This is a genomic window from Actinokineospora lacus, assembly GCF_053813445.1.
Window position 1 is genome coordinate 1 of the sequence record NZ_JBQERA010000006.1, and the last position, 17298, is coordinate 17298.

The window sequence follows — 17298 nt, forward strand, 5'->3', positions numbered from 1 at the left end:
TCCAGCGCCGCGACCACCCGCAACCGCAACACCTCCTGCTCCGCAGGCGACAACCGGTGCGCACCCTCGACCTCAACCACACGCGTCAACCTACAGGCAATCGATCACTTTCGCCTCAATAGGACTGTAATGTTCCGAGACTCGATCGAGGATCCACTGTTCTGCCTAACCGATTGAACAAGTTAGCAGGCGATACCATCGCTAACGACTGACCCACCGGGCGCTGAAGAGGGCAACGCGGGCTGGGCGGCGGGCTTCAAAGCCTCAGACGTCTTCGGACACGACCAGTCGGACGCACTGCCTGCGGTGGCGACGTCCAGGTGGAAGCTCTGACGCACGGCAAGTGTACCGCCGCGCCCGCCACGGCCGCGACGTCTCCGAAGGTGTCAGGCCCTTTTCCTGAACACCGCCCCTTCTACTGGTCGACTGGTCAGGACGTAGGCATTCCCGCGATCACGCGGCAGAGTGTCTCGGTGTCGGCGATGGCCTGTCGGCAAGTCGCCTCGGTGATCGTCAACCGCTGACCGAGCTGCGCGGTGCTGTTGGGCACCTTGGTCAGGTATTTGGCATCAACAACGCCGTCGTTGTGAGTGAAGAGATGACGAACGGCCCAGACCTCATGCAACCGTTGCCAGATTGGCGCCTCAAGTACAGTGCGCAGGTCCGAGCACCCTGCAGCGGCGAATAGTTCAGCGGTGTCGTCGAGACGCTGAAAGACGTTTCCCTTGCCCCTAATACGCGCGGGGGCGTCGGTGACGGTGGCGCGAAACACCGCGGATGCCAGAGTTTCGACGATACCTACCAGGTTCTCCAGTGTGTCCACCCAGATGCGGGTGAAGACTCCCTGCTCACGGAGGGTCGACCTGGCCTCCGCAGGAAGCTGCGCCAAACCGTCAAGTCGCGCGATTTCAGCCCCGATGGCGTCCAGCGCCACGACGGATGCCGGCAAGGGACCGCAAACGGGACAGAACCTGTGCTCACCGAACACCGCATACTGTAGCGAGCAACTGCCACAGCTGCGTATCCGGACGAGTCGCTCTTCGTCGATGCCGGGCAGCGGCTGTGGGTAGAACGGGGTGGAGCGGTATTTGATCTCGATGGCAAACCCGGACCGACCAGGGCGTGATCGAGACCTGCCCCTGCGACCGAAGGCACCCTCGAACGCTTCCTGGATCAGCTGCGTTCCGATGTTGTTGACAGCTCGCATGACCCTGTCACGCTGCTGCTGGGTCATGAACTCGCTGTGATCGCAATGATGGCCGCAGTACACGCACCAAAGCTCAGGCTCGTCGGGAAGTGCCTTGTAGTCCTGCAAGTTCACTCTGAAGAGCTGCTCACAGCTCGGGCACTGTCGGCCGAGAAACCCATGGTCATCGGTTGGGATGCTGACCCGCATCTCCACCGCGTCAGCGTGCCTGCCGACGACCTCGGCGCCATCAGGCATGCGGTACCGGCTTTGGTTGTTCCAGGTTCCATCGCTACTGCTCCGCATAGGGACCCATTATGCACGCCGAAAACGTTCTTTTCACTCGACAATGCAGTTGACGACGAACACGCAACGCTCGGCAACCGGTCCCTGCCGCACGCACCGGATCGTGCGATGCGTGCTCGCCTCACTTTACCGATTCTTTCTTGGCCAATCGTCTATCGAACGTCTTGGCAGGGTGCGACAGGCTGCTGGAGCAGCGTGGCGAGTGACTGCCGTACAGGGTCAGCTTGGTGTCGCCGAGTACCGGCTGTGCCAGTTCGGCCGCTCACCTCGCCCGGTCTCCCGCACGATCTTGCCGTGGGGGATGCCCCCGTCGCAGATCACGGCAGTCGGTGTTCCCGCGACGGCTGGGTTTCCCGAGAGCAGCACCAGCAGCTCGATCCGATCACCCCTGGCCAGAGGGGCAGCGGGCAGCAGGAGTTCGGATGTGCCGCATGCGGGCCACTTTGCGTCGTCGGTGACTGATGCCCTCAGGGCCTCGGTACCGTTGATGATCTTCGCGTCGATGACGGTTCGGTCGTCGAAGTAGAGGGCGAGAGGCACTCGCTCGAAGACGGCGGCTCGAATCGTCGTGCTTCCGGAGTTGGTGATCCACACCAGGGCCAGGCAGGGATCAGGGACGGTCTCGGCCTGTTCGCCGAGCATCATCCCGGCGAGTCCGCTGGTGCGGTTCGGCGTGGATCGCAGCAGCGCCGTGTCCACGTGAACGCCGTAGCTGATCCGATTGCGTCGCCGCCACAGCGACAGCAGGTAGCCGCCGATAAGTACCCAGATGCCCGCTGCCCCGAGATGGTCGCCAATCCATTCGGTCACAGCCCCACGGTAGCGCCGTCCTTGCGCAGGTCCCTGGAGGATTTGCTCGCAGTTCGCTGGATGTTCGACTTCAGGCCAACCCTGGCCTGAAGGAAGCTCTGAGGCGTCTACAGGTCGCCCGTCCTCCTTTCATACCGACTAATCGCGAGCTTCGGTGGCGAAGGCTTCCTGGGGAGCGCAGAAGTCACTGGTGGTCTCGCGGGTTGGCCAGGCTCTCGCGGCCCTGGCGAGATCAGTGCGGAGCTACAGCCCGATGGTGGCGGGGGCGCCGTGCACGTGGGCGGCGAGTGCGGTGATGACGTGGTCGGCGTCGCGGTGGACGCCGCGGAGGGTGTTTGACGAGAAGGTGCGCTGGAACTCCAGTCCCGCGTAGACCAGGCCGGGGTGGGTGAGCGAAATTCCGGCGGAGTGCAGCGGCTGGCCGTTGTCCAGGGCGCCCAGCGGTGTGAGGTAGTCCAGGTGCGGCCGGTAGCCGGTGGCGAAGAGAGCGGTGTCGACCTTCTCGTGGGTGCCGTCGGCCCAGACGACGCCGTCTGAGTCGAAGGCGGTGAACATCGCGCGCCTGACGATTCGTCCGGTGTCCAGGGCGTTTCGGTAGTCGCCGGTGTCCATGACCAGGGTTCCGCCGACATAGCGGATCAGCCACTGCGGTGGGAGCTGGTCGAAGCCGCTGGTCACGAGCCAGTGGTGCACGTCCTGGCCGCCGCGTCGCTGGGGCAGGAAGGCGACCGGGCCGTGGGTCGCCAGGGTGACGGCGGCGGTGTCGGCGAGTTCGTAGGCGACCTGGATCGCGGAGTTGCCCGCGCCGACCACGACGATCCGCTCGCCGATGTGTTGCTTGGGGTTGCGGTAGTCCGCGACGTGCAGGACCCGCCCGGTGAACCGATCCTGGCCGGGCAGCGCGGGCAGATGCGGACTGTTGAACGATCCGGTCGCGGCGACCACTCCCCCGGCGTGGATCGTCTCGCCTTGGGCGGTGCGCACGAGAAAGCCCGCCTCGTCGTGGGCGTGCACGGCGGTCACCGCGGTGTTCGTGCGGATCTCGGCGTCCAGGGTGGCGGCGTAGCGGCGCAGGTAGTCCACGACTTCGTCGCGGTGGGGGTAGTGATCGGGGTCGCCGGGGAAGTCGAGGCCGGGCATGGTGCTGTGCCGGGACGGGGAGAACAGGGTGAGGCTGTCGTAGTAGCGCGGCCATGAGAAGCTCTCCGCCACACCGAGGTTCACGGGCGCTTCGACGGCGCGCGCCTCGGAAGGCCTGGATACCACGCCAAGAGTCACCAAGGCAGCCACCACGGTACTGACGGCTGAAAGCGCGGCCCACCGGAAGTTCCGGAACTCCATGGTCGACGTCGGTGAAGATGCGTCGTTCATTCATGTCGCCTTCCGTCGCCAACGAACCGGATCACCAGAAGCCGGGCTGCCCGTCTAGTGATCGAGATATTCTGCGCGCGCGCAGCTCGCACGCGGTTTGCCGTAGGTCCGCTGTTTACCGAACCCACAGCCCCGAGCACTGCGGTAGACGTTAAAGGCGCTGGATGTGCCCCGCCACAGGGAACCGGAGAGGTAATCCATACGGTGTGGACGTCCACTCGATCGTGTTCTCCTCCGGCGGAGGCCAAGCCGGGCAGGCTATCCAGGTGCGAACCAACCCCGAGGGGAAATCTTGCCGATCCGCTCTGCCACGCGGATGTCACCCGCACCCGCAACGCCGGACCGTACGACTGGCCGAAAGATCACAAGCCTGCACAGCAGGACGGGGTTGGCGACGTGGAAGGATCACCGGCTGCCGCAGACAGGGCAGGTAGAAGTCGAGCAAGAGTCCGGTTGCAATCCCGCGAGCAAAGCGGAACGTGCCGTGCACGCGATCCGGGCTTGTGCCCACGGAATGGTGCGCCATTGAGCACAGGATGTCGGCTACTCGGGCGGGCCGAGAATGAAGCCGCTCTCGTGTCGAGCAGCAACCTAATTGCGTGGACGAGGCGACTCGGCTGCCCCGCCGGTCACGGCCCAGCCGCGCCGCGAGGCGGTCGTCTCGGCGGTGACCGACGGAGGTACAGACGGGACGTGACGGTCTGTGCTCTGCTTGACCTCAGTTCACTCGAGCGGTGTGAACAGGTGACATTATGACACGCGATCCCGGACACGCACTGGGGAATGGGCGTGGTGAAAGGTCACGAAATCTTCGCTCGACCTCCGCTGGATCGCTGATGACGGCGCCACAGTTTGTCCAGTTCGATCAGCACCCAGCAGACGGTGGCGACGCCGAGGATGGCCGCCCACTCTGACCAGCCGATGGGTGCGGTCTTGAACAGGGTGTTCATCCAGGGGGCGTAGGTGAACGCCATTTGCAGCGCGATCGTGACGGCGATGCCAAGGGGCAGCCGCAGGTTGCGGCGCATGCCTGCGAACACGCGGGGACGCTCGGGTGAGCGGCAGTTGAACAGGTAGGCGATCTGCGCGGCGACGAAGAGGTTGACCGCGACCGTGCGTGCCTGCTCCACCGGGACTCCGGCGGCGAGTCGCCAGCTGAAGACAGCGAAGGTCCCGGCCAGCAGCAGGACGGACACGAGCAAAATGCGGCTCACCAGCGCCCTGGTGAGCAGGGGCAGGGTGGGTGGCAGCGGCGGTCTGGTCATGATCCCGGGCTCGCGGGGTTCGAAGGCCAGGGTGAGGCCGAGGGCGACGGCGGTGGTCATGTTGATCCATAGGATCTGCACCGGCAAGATCGGCAGCGTCGCTCCCACCAGGGTCGCGGCGAGGACGACCAGCCCCACGGCCAGGTTGGTCGGCAACGTCCAGGCGATGAACTTGCGCAGGTTGTCGAAGACCGACCGGCCTTCCTCGACCGCCGCGGCGATGGAGGCGAAATCGTCGTCTGCCAGCACCATGTCGGCGGCCTGTCGAGCGACCTCGGTCCCGCCCCGGCCCATCGCGACCCCGATGTCGGCGCGACGCAGTGCGGGGGCGTCGTTGACGCCGTCGCCGGTCATGGCCACGACGTGCCCGTTGTCCTGCAACGCACCGACGAGGGCGAGTTTCTGCTCGGGGGTGACTCTGGCGAATACCGAGGTCTGCTCGGCGACCTCCCGCAATCGCTCCGGGGTGAGGTCACGCAGGTCATGGCCGGTGACCGCGGTCGGGTCCAGGCCGAACGCGGTGGCGACGGCGCTCGCGGTGGCAGGATGGTCGCCGGTGATCATCTTGACCCGCACGCCAGCGGAGCGGCAGTCGGCCACGGCGGCGATCGCCGCCGGGCGCGGCGGGTCGTGCATTCCCTGCACCCCGAGCAGCACGACCCGGCCCGCGAACAGGTCCTCGGTCAACTCACCCGGACCCGCGGGCAGGTCGACCGAGCCGGTGGCGAGCACCCGCAGGCCATCCTTGGCCAACCCGTCGGCGGCGGTGATCAGCTTTCGGGCGGCCTCCTGGTCGGCGGCGAACCCGGCGAGCCGTTCAACGGAGCCCTTGAGGTAGACCGTGCGGGTGCCGTCGGCGTGTTCGTGCAGGGTGGCCATGTACCGGCGGACCGAGCTGAACGGCAGGGTGTCGTGTCGCGGCGGGACGTCGTGGGTGCCGAGCCCGGCCTTGCCCGCGCTGACGACGAGGGCCGCCTCGGTGGGGTCGCCGACCGGTGTCCACCGGCCGTCGTCGAGTTCGACGCGTGCGTCGTTGCAGGCGAGGCCCGCGAGCAGGCAGGCGCGCAGCGCGGTGTCGTCCGGTAACGGGTCGCTGTCGGGGGCGTATCCGGCGCCGGTGACGGGGAAGTGCCTGCCGCCCGCGACGACCGTGGTCACGGTCATGGCGTTGGCGGTGAGGGTGCCGGTCTTGTCGGTGCAGATCACCGTGGTGCTGCCGAGGGTCTCCACGGCGGGCAGGTGGCGGATGACCGCCTGGCGGCGCGCCATCCGTGCGACGCCGATCGCCAGGGTCACCGTCACCGCGGCGGGCAGTCCCTCGGGGATCGCGCCGACGGCGAGCGCGACGGCGGCGGTCACCACCTCGGCGAGCGGTTGCCCGCGCACGATCCCGATCACCGCCGCGACCGCGGCGAGCGCGAGGATCACCACGGTGAGGATGCCGCTGAACCGGGCCAGCTTGCGGGTCAGCGGGGTGTCGACTGGGCGGGTGGTTGACACCAGGTGGTGCACGCGGCCGATCTCGGTCTCCGAGGCGGTGGCGACAACCAGACCTCGACCACCCCCGGAGGACACGAGCGTGCCCGCGTAGGCCATGTTGGTCCGATCGGCCGGTTCGGTATCCACCGGCAGGTCCTGGGTGTCCTTCGCCGCGGGTTGTGACTCGCCGGTGAGGGCGGACTCGTCCACCCGCAACTCGCGGGTGAGCAGCAGCCGCAGGTCTGCGGGAACCTGGTCGCCCTCGTCGAGCAGGACCAGGTCGCCGCGCACGAGGTCGGCCGAGGCGATCCTCGTGGCCGCGCCATCGCGGACCGCGGTGGCCTCGGTTCGTCCCGCGGCGGCCAGCGCGTCCAGGGCCCGCTCGGCGCGGCCTTCCTGGAGGAACCCGATCAGGGCATTGACCACGACGACGCCCAGGATCACGCTGGCGTCGACGATCGCGCCGAGCAGGCCGGTCGCAGCGGCGGAGACAAGCAGGATGTAGATCAGCGGGTGGTTGATCTGCCCTGCGACCCTGGCCACCGCGCTTCGCCGCCGGGGGGACGGCAGTTCGTTGGGTCCGTCACTGGCCAGCCGGGCCCGCGCCTCGGACCCGGACAGGCCCAGCTCGGGGTCGGTCCCGGTGGCGGCGAGGCTCGCGCCGACCGTTGCGGCGTGCGCGACTGTCATTGCGGATCGGTGGCGCGCACGATGAGCAGCGGGCAGGTCGCGTGGTAGATCAGGGCCTGGCTGGTGGAACCGAGCAGCACGCCGGTGAGGCCGCCGTGCCCGCGGCTGCCGACCACCAGCAGTTGCGCGTCCTGCGAGTTCTCCAGCAGGCCGGGCACCGGCCGGTGGCGGCTGACGACCCGGCGCACCGTCACTTCCGGGTACTTCTCCGGCCAGCCGGCCAGCCGCTCGTCCAGTGACTCGCGCTCGGCGGTCTCCATCGCGGCCCAGTCCTGGGCGTACTGGTGGGCGTGCGGGTGGGCGGCGATCGTCGAGACCTGCCAGGCGCGCACGGCCACGAGGTCGACGCCGCGCGAGGACGCCTGATCGAAGGCCGCGGCCAGTGCCAGGTCACTGGTGGGTGAGTCGTCGACACCGACCACCACAGGGCCGGACGACGGCGGTTCCGCGTCCCCGTTCTTGCCGCGGATCACCGCGATCGGGCACCGGCCGCGCGTCGCCAAGGCCACAGCGGTCGACCCGACCAGGATGCCGCTGAAGCCGCCGAGTCCACGAGACCCCAGCACGATCAGACCTGCGGTGGTGGATTCCCGGACCAATGCGGACACCGCGTCCGCGTCCCGAAGTTCGGTCTCGATCCCCAACGCCGGGTGGGCGCTGCCGATCGAATCCTTGAGTTTTTCGAGCGTCTCGTGGCCGTTGGCTTCGATCACCCGCAGGAAGCCCTGTGGGACGCCGAAGCCGCGTACGTGGGCGTAGGCGGCGAGGTCGGTCGCGAACAGCAGCCTCAGCGGCACCCGCCGGCGTGCCGCCTCGGCCGCCGCCCACCGTGCGGCGTGCTCCGCGGAGTCGGAGCCGTCGACGCCCGCGACTACCGGCATGGGGGACGGGATCGCGCTCATCGTGGGCTCCTCGTGGTCGTGGGTCTGGCGGGGCGTGAAGCTGGGACGGTGGACGCGGGCTCGGCGAGGGCTAGGCGTGCCTCGTGCGCGATCTGGAGATCCTCTCGGGACGCGATCACCAATGTGCGCACGGCCGACCCCGGCGCTGTGATGTCGGTGTCGCCCGCGGCGGACCGGTTTCGGTCGGGGTCGACGGCGACGCCCAGGAAGCCGCACCGGTCCGCGGCGCGCTGTCGCACGGTGGGTGAGTTCTCGCCGACGCCGCCGGTGAACACCAGCACGTCTAGGCCGCCGGTCGCGGCGGCCATCGAAGCGATACCGGCCACCAACCGGTGGGTGTAGACCGCCAGCGCGAGCGTCGCGTCCGGTGCGCCGGTGGCGGCCGCCGCCTCCACCGCGCGCATGTCGGCGGTGCCTGCGAGTGCGGTCAGTCCGGAGTGGTGTTCCAGCGCGGTGGCCACCTCGTGGGCGGTGAGGTGCTCGTGGTCTTGGATCCAGAGCACGAGGCCGGGGTCGACGGTGCCGGACCGGGTCGCCATGACCAACCCCTCCAACGGGGTGAAGCCCATCGTGGTGTCGACGCCGCAGCCGTCCAGCACGGCCGCGACAGAGGCTCCGGAGCCAAGGTGGCAGATCACCGCGCGCAGCGGCACCCGCGATCCGCCGAGCAGACGGGTGGCCTGACGCGTGCAGTAGGAGTGCGACAGGCCGTGGAACCCGTAGCGGCGAATGGCGTGGCGTTCACGCCATGCCAGGGGCACGGCGTAGGTCGAGGCCGCGGCGGGAATACCCGCGTGGAACGCGGTGTCGAAGCAAGCGACCGCAGGCACGCGCGGCAGCAGCGCGGTGACCGCGTCGAGTGCCGCCAGCGCGGCGGGCTGGTGCAGCGGCGCCAGATCGGTCAGCGTCGCCAACTCGGCCCGCACCGGATCGGTCACCCGTACCGCGACGGTGTGCCGGGTCCCGCCGTGCACCACCCGGTGTCCGACAACATCGGGTTCCTCCCAGCCACGCACCAGGACGCCGAGATCGCCGCTGGCGGCCTCTGCGGGGAGGTCGAGACCGCGCAGGAGCGTGTCGTCGTGATCGAGCAGGCGCAGTTTCAGGCTCGACGACCCGGCGTTGACCGCGAGGACCCGCACCGTCAGCCCTCGTCCTGCCAGGTCCAGTCCGAGATCGCAGGGTCGTCCTCACCGTGCTCACGGGTATAGCGGCGGGCGGCTGCCCGGCTGTCGACCATCGCCTGGCGCACCGCCGAGGCGTTCCCGCCCAGCGTGGGAACGCGGTCGATGACATCCATGACGAGGTGGAAGCGGTCGAGGTCGTTGAGCATCACGTTGTCGAACGGGGTGGTCGTGGTGCCTTCCTCGTTGTAGCCGCGCACGTGCAGGTTGCGGTGGTTGGTACGCCGGTAGGTCAGCCGGTGGATCAGCGACGGGTAACCGTGGTAGGCGAAGATCACCGGCTTGTCAACGGTGAACACCGCGTCGAAGTCCGCATCGGACAGTCCGTGCGGGTGCTCGGTCGCGGGTTGCAGCCGCATCAGGTCGACCACGTTGACGACCCGAACCTTCACGTCGGGCAGGTGCCTGCGCAGCAGGTCCGCCGCCGCCACGGTCTCCAAGGTGGGGATGTCGCCCGCGCACGCCAGCACCACGTCGGGTTCGCCCTCGGTGGTGCCCGCCCACGGCCAGATCCCCAGCCCGCGGGTGCAGTGCGCGACCGCGTCTTCGATGCCCAGGTAGGTCAACGCGGGTTGTTTGCCGGCGACGATGACGTTGACGTAGTTCTTGCTGCGCAGGCAGTGGTCGGTCACCGACAGCAGGGTGTTGGCATCCGGCGGCAGGTAGACGCGGACGACTTCGGCCTTCTTGTTGACCACGTGGTCGATGAAGCCGGGGTCTTGGTGGGAGAACCCGTTGTGGTCCTGGCGCCACACGTGCGAGGACAGTAAATAGTTGAGCGAGGCGATCGGCGCCCGCCACGGGATGCCGCGGGTGGTCTTGAGCCACTTGGCGTGCTGGTTGAGCATCGAGTCGACGATGTGGATGAACGCCTCGTAGGAGTTGAACAGGCCGTGGCGGCCGGTGAGCAGGTATCCCTCCAACCAGCCCTGACATAGGTGCTCCGACAGCACCTCCATCACCCGGCCATTCGGCGCGAGGTGGTCGTCGCCAGGCAAGGTGATCGCGTTCCAGGTCCGGCCGGTCTCCTCGAACACCGCGGTGAGCCGGTTGGACGCGGTCTCGTCCGGTCCCATGATCCGGAACCGGTCGGCGTTGCCTGCCATGACATCGCGCAAGAAACCACCCAACACCCTGGTCGCCTCGCACGACTCCGTGGCGGGCGCGGACACCGGCACTGCGTGGTCGCGGAAATCCGGCATGGACAACTCGCGCAGCAGCAGGCCGCCGTTGGCGTGCGGATTGGCGCTCATCCGCTTGGCCCCGGTCGGCGCGAGTGCTCGCAGTCGCGGCAGCAGCAGCCCGGCCGCGTCGAACAACTCCTCCGGCCGGTAGCTACGCAGCCATTGCTCCAACTGGGCGCGGTGCCCCGGGTCGGTCCGGGTAGCGGCCAGCGGCACCTGGTGCGCCCGGAACGTGCCCTCGACCTGGACCCCGTCGACCACCTTCGGCCCGGTCCAGCCCTTCGGCGTCCGCAACACGATCATCGGCCAGGTCGGGCGACCCGCGGAAGTGGCCTCGCCCGCACGGGCGGCGCGCTGGATCTCGGCGATGTCTTCGAAGACCTTGTCCAGGGTCGCGGCCAGCGCTTGGTGGACCGCGGCCGGTTCGTCACCGGTGACGAAGTGCGGCTCGTAGCCGTAGCCGCGCATCAGTGCCGCCAACTCCTCCTCCGGGATCCTGGCCAGCACCGCGGGGTTGGCGATCTTGTAGCCGTTGAGGTGCAGCACCGGCAGCACCACGCCGTCGGTCACCGGGTTGAGGAACTTGTTCGAGTGCCAGCTCGCCGCCAGCGGTCCGGTTTCGGCCTCGCCGTCACCGACCACGCACAGCGCGACCAAATCGGGGTTGTCGAACACCGCGCCGAACGCGTGCACCAGCGCGTACCCGAGTTCACCGCCCTCGTGGATCGATCCCGGCGTCTCCGGGGCCACATGGCTGGGAATGCCGCCGGGAAAGGAGAACTGGCGGAACAACCCCCGCAACCCGTCCTCGTCCTCCCCGATGTCCGGGTACACCTCGCTGTAGGTGCCCTCCAGGTACGCGTTCGCCACCAGCCCCGGGCCACCGTGGCCAGGCCCGGTCACGTACAGAACGTCGAGTTCACGCCGGGCGATGATTCGATTCATGTGCGCGTACAGCAGGTTCAACCCCGGCGTGGTCCCCCAATGCCCCAGCAACCGAGGCTTCACGTGCTCGGCCAGCAGCGGCTCACGCAACAAAGGATTGGCCAACAGGTAGATCTGACCTACCGACAGGTAGTTCGCGGCACGCCAGTAGGCATCGAGCAACTCCAACTCCTCGGATCCGAGGACAGGCGCCTGCGTGGTTCCGGGAACGGTGGTCAGCACAGCGAACGCTCCTAGCGATGATCATTCTGCGGATCCGTCCGGGTTCCGGGGACGGCGAGGAAGCCGAGCGGATGCGCAGCCATCGCAGACCGTGGCCCGACCGCGTTGTCAGCCTTGGACCTCAGGCGACCCGAGTCCGACTCAGAGACCAGGGGTGGCCTGCCGACGCATCAGGAAACGGCACGTCCTGCCAGGGTCGACCCGCCTCACCGTCATGCGTCTGCAGTGATCGCAGGGCCGTAACCCCCACGACCGTGCCTGCGCTCCGCTCACGATTGGCCGTGCCAACCCACAAGGGCACACAGTGCAGCGCGAGTTGCTCTCGACAACTCGAGGTTACGCCGCGAGGACCGATCCTGCATGACGAGACAGATACCCTCACCGCCTCCAACCCTTGTGATGGAACGTCAATCGACCAGGAGGACGAACAACACCGCCTGAACGCGAACACCTCCACCACACCGTTCTGTATCGATTCCGGTCCTCACTCCCCGGCTCGCCGGGTACACCGCGCGGGCGAGGCCCTTGAGGGCGCTGCCGGGCAGATGGGCCAGCCATAAGTGCCGCGCAGCGGGGTGCCGCGTTCCCACGGAGTGGCGGTGTCACCCAAGTCGAGAGCGAAGTGGAGCCGGGCAGAGGGGCGAGCAGCCAACGCAGCCACGGTGTAGCCGTGGCGGCGAAGGCGCCCCCACCTGGCTGCACCACGATACCAACCGGCAACGCCGCCACACCGGCCTGATCTACCATCCTCGGCCAAGGACTCTGGAAACGCCCCTCCAAGAAGAAGCCCACTCCCGACGACGGACTCCTACGCCCCTGGTACGAGGTCGGCGCCACCCTCGCCCTGCACGCCCGCCTCCCCACCGACCCCGACGTCCGCGAACTTGCCCACGCTGCCTTCTGACTCCTGCACCGCCACGGCGCCCTCGGCGCCCGCGGCCGTCACGGCTTCGACTCCATCACCATCGACACCCCCACACCGGACTCACCCCACCGCACCCCACATCATCCACAACGCCTGGACCCACTTCGACAACCACACCAGCACTTGGCGCAACCACCCCACCCAACGAACGACATAGCCCACACCACGACCACACCCCCGCAAGTCAGAACACGAGGACGACCCCGCCACCGCGCATCACGCAGCTCGCTACCAACTCAGACCAAGACATCGACGTACTCGACTCGACTCGCATCAAAGTGAGCCTCAGGTGCCGTACCACCGAACCCAGCGACGCCAATGTCCGTATCTGCCACCATGCTGCCGAGGTGATGAGTCGTCATCCCACTCCTTTGGCCATAGTTGTCGATGGGCAAGCTCGCGCACACCCTGACGTTGCCCCCTCCGGCGGGAAACGTGATGATCCGATCATTTACACACGCTCGATCGGTAACATACTCCAGAAGTCGATCAACGGGTTCGAGCAAATCTTAACGAGAAGATTCCGGGGACACGAGTGACAAGACCGGGCGGGTTTCGGGTTGTCCCAAGAGTTGCCGAACTCTTGGGAAGTGCCAGAATAGTTCTTCCGCAAGGTCTTTTATTGAAAGCCCGTGTTGTTCTGCAAGATTGAATGCGCTCGTCAAAAGAGTTGGTATCTCCCCTGCGTAGTTGTCGATCGACTCTTGTTGGAGTAGTCCGGCTGTGCGCATGTCGCGTAGTCGTTGGTAGGCACGTCTGGCCGAGACGTCACTGATGACGTCGAGTTCCCGCGATCGACGTACCAGTGATTCCGGGGATACGCCCCAGACTCTGCTGATTTCCTCCAGCGCGGACAGGCGAAACCGCTTGGGCAGTTCGAGTTCAATTTCAGCCGAAGGGGTCAGCAGTTCGGCAGCGAACCTGTCCGCCTCGCGCTCCTGTTCGGGATCTCCCGGGATCACGTCCGAGTGCAACAGCAGGTGCCCGAGTTCGTGGGCAGCCGTGAAGCGGTGTCGGAAGACATCGTTGGCGCGGTCGGGGGTGAGGATGACTATCGGCCGCGGGAGCCTAGCGGTACAGAAGGCATCGACGCGGGCAATCTCCGCGTTCGAGATCGACAGGACGCAGACGATGATCCCATGCATCTCAAGCGTACGAATCAGATGTCGCAGCGGCCCCTTGGGAATCCCCCAGGCTGCGCGGATCACGCTGGCGGTGGCCTCTGGGGAGGCTGTGTCAATCTGTGGCAGATCGACGGGCGGGAGCTCAACACGCCTTTCCAACGCGAAAGTCAGTTCCCAGAGCTGTTCGACGACAGAGGTTGCCTTCTCTCGTTCGGAAACCCGGGTCGAGCGCAGGCTCCGAAAGTGCGCCATCGAGGGGTCCAGGCGCGCATAAGGGCGACCAGCCGCGAAGAATCCGATCGGGTAGCCGAGTACCTCCGACATGCGGTCGACAAGATCGGCACGGGGTCGGGTGATACCAGCTTCGTACTGACCCACTGCGGCGGGAGACACTTTGAGTATCTGTGCAAGTTCCTGTTTGGTGTGCCCTGCCAGCACGCGAGCCTGCGTCAGCCTGGCAGGGTCGAACGCATCCGCCACCAAAGCCGACGTGGCGGATTCGAACAACGACGATTGGCGCGGCCGCCTACGCATCATCGGTGGCGGTGGGGTTCAGCGGTGCCTCTTGGGTGCCCGTCGGCTCACCCTCCGCCGGGTTGCGGGGGCGCAGCAGGTGCTCGACGGGGGTGCCCGCGTCGAACGCAGGCGTGGCGAGCGAGGATCCGACGCCGCGAACAGAATGGCGGGCTGTCGAGGCGGTGATCGGCAGCGACTCCCGGAAGGCCCAGTCAAGGTAGCCGTCGTCCTTTAGCGACGCATAGCCCAGATAGCAGGTCAGCAGCACGTCCGGGTTGCTGGCGTAGGCGATCACCGCGACGCGCCTACACTCGGACGCCAAGATCCGGATCTCCTCACCGTAGGCGTCCAACTCCTCCCGCTGCAACGGGGTGAACTTCTCGATCGCCGCCTCGCCGAGCCCCTCCAAACCGAGCGGCAGCTCCGACGGGCCGTCGATGTACTCGAACAACGAAGCCCTACTCGCCGAGACCGGGTGACCGAACGGCACTCTGTCGACGTCCGTCTTGCCGTCCTTGGCGTACCGCCATGGGATGAGAGGAACCCTGTTGATCACCGGCAGACGGTAGCGCCCCTTGCGGGGGCGGTGCAGGTGCACACCCGCCACGCCGTCGAACTCCTCCACGAGGGCCTGGGGACCGCCCAGCCAGATCAGCCCGTATGGCTCGGCGCTTTCCAGCCCCAAAGCCCGCTGCGTGGCCGCGTACTTGGCGTGCACTCTGCCCATGACAACCGGAACGGCTTCACGCACATACGGCCCATCTGACCCGAGCACCTCCAACGACCAGGCAGCTCCCTTAACGTCCGACACGCGATCCCCTCTCGAACTTCACTCCCCCGCTTCCTGGGTACAGTATCACTTCAGTCGCCAACATCAAGTTGACACTTGACGCGCGCGCTCCAGCGCCCTACCTACAGGGCTGGCGGCACCACCTGCCGCGGACTCGGGCCTGCTGCAGCGATAGGTGACATCTGAGATGGCTGTCGTGATGGTGAACTGGAGGACGTTGCCGTGCCCAAGCCATATCCTCGTGAGTTCCGCGGCGATGTCGTACGGGTAGCCCGCGATCGTGAGTCAGGCGTGACGGTCGAGCAGATCGCCAAAAACTTCGGGGTCAACCCGCTGACGGATCAAGCTGCTGGAGCAGGAGACCGAGGTGCTGCGCCGCGCGGCGGCGTACTCGTCGCAGACGAACTGCCGGAAAAGCTCCACCCGCTCGTGACCAAACTGGCCGCCGTTGGGGTTCGGGTCGGGTTCGACGTGTTGGTGCAGGCTGCGGGAGTGGAACGAGGCAGAGGTCTGGCAGTGCATGCACGAAGTGATGCTGGCCGAGTTGCATGCGGCGAACAGGATCGACTGGTTGCGGGCAGCGCTCGACTCCTCGCACGTGCGGGCATTAAAGGGGGCCTTCAGCGGCCGGGTCCGGTCGGCCGGAGAAAGCCGGGGTCGAAACACCGGCCGAATGCTGATACGCCCGGACCATACTCGAATCCACCGAGACGACCACCCCACGTTCCCGACGGCGTCGTCTTTGACGATCACCCGATCGAGGATCCTGTCCCAGGTGCCGCCCCTGGTGCACAACCGCAGCCGCTCATGCGCGGTCTTCCCACGGCCCGTAACGCTCAGGCAGATCACGCCAAGGGGCACCGGTACGCAGCTTCCACAGGATCGCGTTGATGACCTGACGGTGATCCCTAGAAGAAGACCAGCACATCGCCACTCGCGAGACACCGACGCGGTCACGCACTCGAAAGTCGGTTGGCCGCACGAGAACAGCGGACTATCCTCCCGACATGCCAGGTTGGCAGATACCCCCGCCTGCACCGACGAGCGAGTTCATCGCCAGAGTGAAGGCCATCGAGACCGAGGGCGATCGCCCGGTCAAGGGCCAGCACGTCGTCTCGAAGGTTGTCCTGAAGCGTTTCGCCGCGGAAGAACACCGGGGCTCGCGCTGGCAACTCACCCCCTACGAGGTGACCCGCCGGTATGAGCACACCCCGCTGGGCTACCGCGGCTGCGGCAAGGTACCCGACTTCCTCCGGTTCGCCGCACAGTCCGCCGAAGAACTCTGGCACACCGTGGAGAACCGGCTTCCCGACGCCATCGCCGCGGCGCGAACCGATACCCTTGACCCGACCCACATCGGCACCCTCAAGGACGCCATCGCGCTCCACCTGGTCCGTAGCATCCGCTATCTGACGATTCACCGTGAAGCCGCCGCGGCCGTACTCACACACCTGCCACCCCGAATCGTCGCGGCGAGGCGACGCGAACTGCAAGGGGCCTTCTACCGCCAGTACGGCATCCACTCCGCAGGTTTGGAGACATTGAGCGCCCTGCTCGACGACGACATCGCTCGTTGGCGGAACCTTCACGACCGCGACATCCTGGCCCGAGTGAGCATTGAGTTGATGTTCGAACGCGTCCGCGCCACCCTGCACGGCACCGCCCTACAGGTCGGACACGCGCCCACCGGCGGCAGGTTCCTCATCGGCGACAACCCCTGTTCCACCATCGCCTTCCGTGACGGCCAGGCCGTCACCCAGACAGCCATCGGAGACTCCCACACGATCGTGCTACCGGTAGCACCGGACTGTCTCGTCGGCATCGGCCCGCAACACGGCGGCGCCGTCATAACCGAGCAACAGCTTGCGATGCACAACACCGTTCAAGTCCGCAACGCCACCAGGTTCGTCTACTACTCCCCGAACCACCCCCAGCGAACGTTCATCGAAACGATCCTCGACGCAACGCCGCCCGCCGAGCTAGGCAAACCGCCACCCGTCGGCCTGCCGGAGTCGGCCAGAGTGCGCCGCAAGTCGGGTTCGTGATGATGAGTCGGGGCGGGAGAACGGCGACGGTGATGGCAAAGCAGGAGGCTGCGCACGAGTGGGGTGTGCAGGCTCGGCTCGTTCCGGTAGCGCACTGGTGCCATCAACCAGCTGCAAGCCGATCCCCCATGGCACATGGTGGTTGCGCGGGTCTCCCTCCAGCTCGTGTGCACCAGTGCTCTTCTGTTGCCGATGGACTGAGCTGGCAGGCAACTCCGTCTGCGGTGTGTCGGGTCGACGTTCGCCGTCTCGCCGCCGTACTCTCCCCTGCGTCGGGGACATGATCTTGCTCGGCGTGGGAGGCTTTGAACCCAGTGCGATTGTCAAGCTTCAATGTTCGAGGGTTTCGGTCGT

At 66.9% G+C, this 17298-nt stretch carries 12 protein-coding genes and 1 pseudogene; 1 reads left to right on the forward strand and 12 read right to left on the reverse strand.

The window, feature by feature from the left end; translation table 11 throughout:
• Positions 1-430 precede the first annotated feature (430 nt).
• The 12 genes and pseudogenes from ACTG9Q_RS15940 to ACTG9Q_RS15995 form a co-directional block, all read right to left on the reverse strand.
• Positions 431-1402 (reverse strand): hypothetical protein, encoded by a 972-nt coding sequence (locus tag ACTG9Q_RS15940; protein WP_455573564.1) that lies wholly within the window; start codon positions 1400-1402, stop codon positions 431-433.
• Between the two features lie 309 nt (positions 1403-1711).
• Positions 1712-2302: a hypothetical protein gene (locus tag ACTG9Q_RS15945; protein ID WP_455573565.1), complete on the reverse strand. Its 591-nt coding sequence runs from the start codon at positions 2300-2302 to the stop codon at positions 1712-1714.
• A 243-nt stretch (positions 2303-2545) separates the two neighbouring features.
• On the reverse strand, positions 2546-3526 hold the full coding sequence (locus ACTG9Q_RS15950) for a flavin-containing monooxygenase (protein WP_455573566.1): 981 nt from the start codon (positions 3524-3526) through the stop codon (positions 2546-2548).
• Between the two features lie 947 nt (positions 3527-4473).
• A complete protein-coding gene (locus tag ACTG9Q_RS15955) occupies positions 4474-7107 on the reverse strand; it encodes a cation-translocating P-type ATPase (RefSeq protein WP_455573567.1) in 2634 nt (877 codons plus the stop codon).
• A complete protein-coding gene (locus ACTG9Q_RS15960; RefSeq protein ID WP_455573568.1) occupies positions 7104-8009 on the reverse strand; it encodes a universal stress protein in 906 nt (301 codons plus the stop codon). Before ACTG9Q_RS15960 ends, ACTG9Q_RS15955 begins: the two co-directional genes overlap by 4 nt.
• The gene (locus ACTG9Q_RS15965; protein ID WP_455573569.1) at positions 8006-9151 is read right to left on the reverse strand and encodes an acetate/propionate family kinase; all 1146 of its coding nucleotides are present in this window, start codon (positions 9149-9151) and stop codon (positions 8006-8008) included. Before ACTG9Q_RS15965 ends, ACTG9Q_RS15960 begins: the two co-directional genes overlap by 4 nt.
• Before the next feature lie 2 nt (positions 9152-9153).
• Complete coding sequence (locus ACTG9Q_RS15970) at positions 9154-11544, reverse strand: phosphoketolase family protein (RefSeq protein WP_455573570.1); 2391 nt, start codon at positions 11542-11544, stop codon at positions 9154-9156.
• 808 nt (positions 11545-12352) lie between these two features.
• Entirely contained in the window at positions 12353-12490 is a 138-nt protein-coding gene (locus ACTG9Q_RS15975) for a hypothetical protein (RefSeq protein ID WP_455573571.1), read from the reverse strand.
• A gap of 488 nt (positions 12491-12978) precedes the next feature.
• Positions 12979-14073, reverse strand: a complete 1095-nt coding sequence (locus tag ACTG9Q_RS15980) for an ImmA/IrrE family metallo-endopeptidase (protein ID WP_455573572.1) — start codon at positions 14071-14073, stop codon at positions 12979-12981.
• Positions 14074-14119: 46 nt separating this feature from the next.
• Positions 14120-14827 carry a hypothetical protein gene (locus ACTG9Q_RS15985; RefSeq protein WP_455573573.1) on the reverse strand — a complete coding sequence of 236 codons (708 nt, stop codon included), beginning with the start codon at positions 14825-14827 and terminating at the stop codon, positions 14120-14122.
• A gap of 357 nt (positions 14828-15184) precedes the next feature.
• Positions 15185-15565, reverse strand: a complete 381-nt coding sequence (locus ACTG9Q_RS15990) for a hypothetical protein (protein WP_455573574.1) — start codon at positions 15563-15565, stop codon at positions 15185-15187.
• Positions 15564-15809 (reverse strand): annotated as a pseudogene (locus tag ACTG9Q_RS15995) (transposase); the annotation flags it as partial. The gene ACTG9Q_RS15990 and the pseudogene ACTG9Q_RS15995, both read right to left, overlap by 2 nt.
• A 151-nt stretch (positions 15810-15960) precedes the next feature.
• Here ACTG9Q_RS15995 and ACTG9Q_RS16000 point away from each other — a divergent pair.
• Entirely contained in the window at positions 15961-16944 is a 984-nt protein-coding gene (locus ACTG9Q_RS16000) for a DUF4238 domain-containing protein (protein ID WP_455573575.1), read from the forward strand.
• The last annotated feature ends 354 nt before the right edge of the window (positions 16945-17298 follow it).

Coding starts and splice junctions, on each gene's coding strand:
- ACTG9Q_RS15955 (WP_455573567.1), bottom strand. CDS start 7,107: ATGACAGTCGCGCACGCCGCAACGGTCGGCGCGAGCCTCGCCGCCACC.
- ACTG9Q_RS15960 (WP_455573568.1), bottom strand. CDS start 8,009: ATGAGCGCGATCCCGTCCCCCATGCCGGTAGTCGCGGGCGTCGACGGC.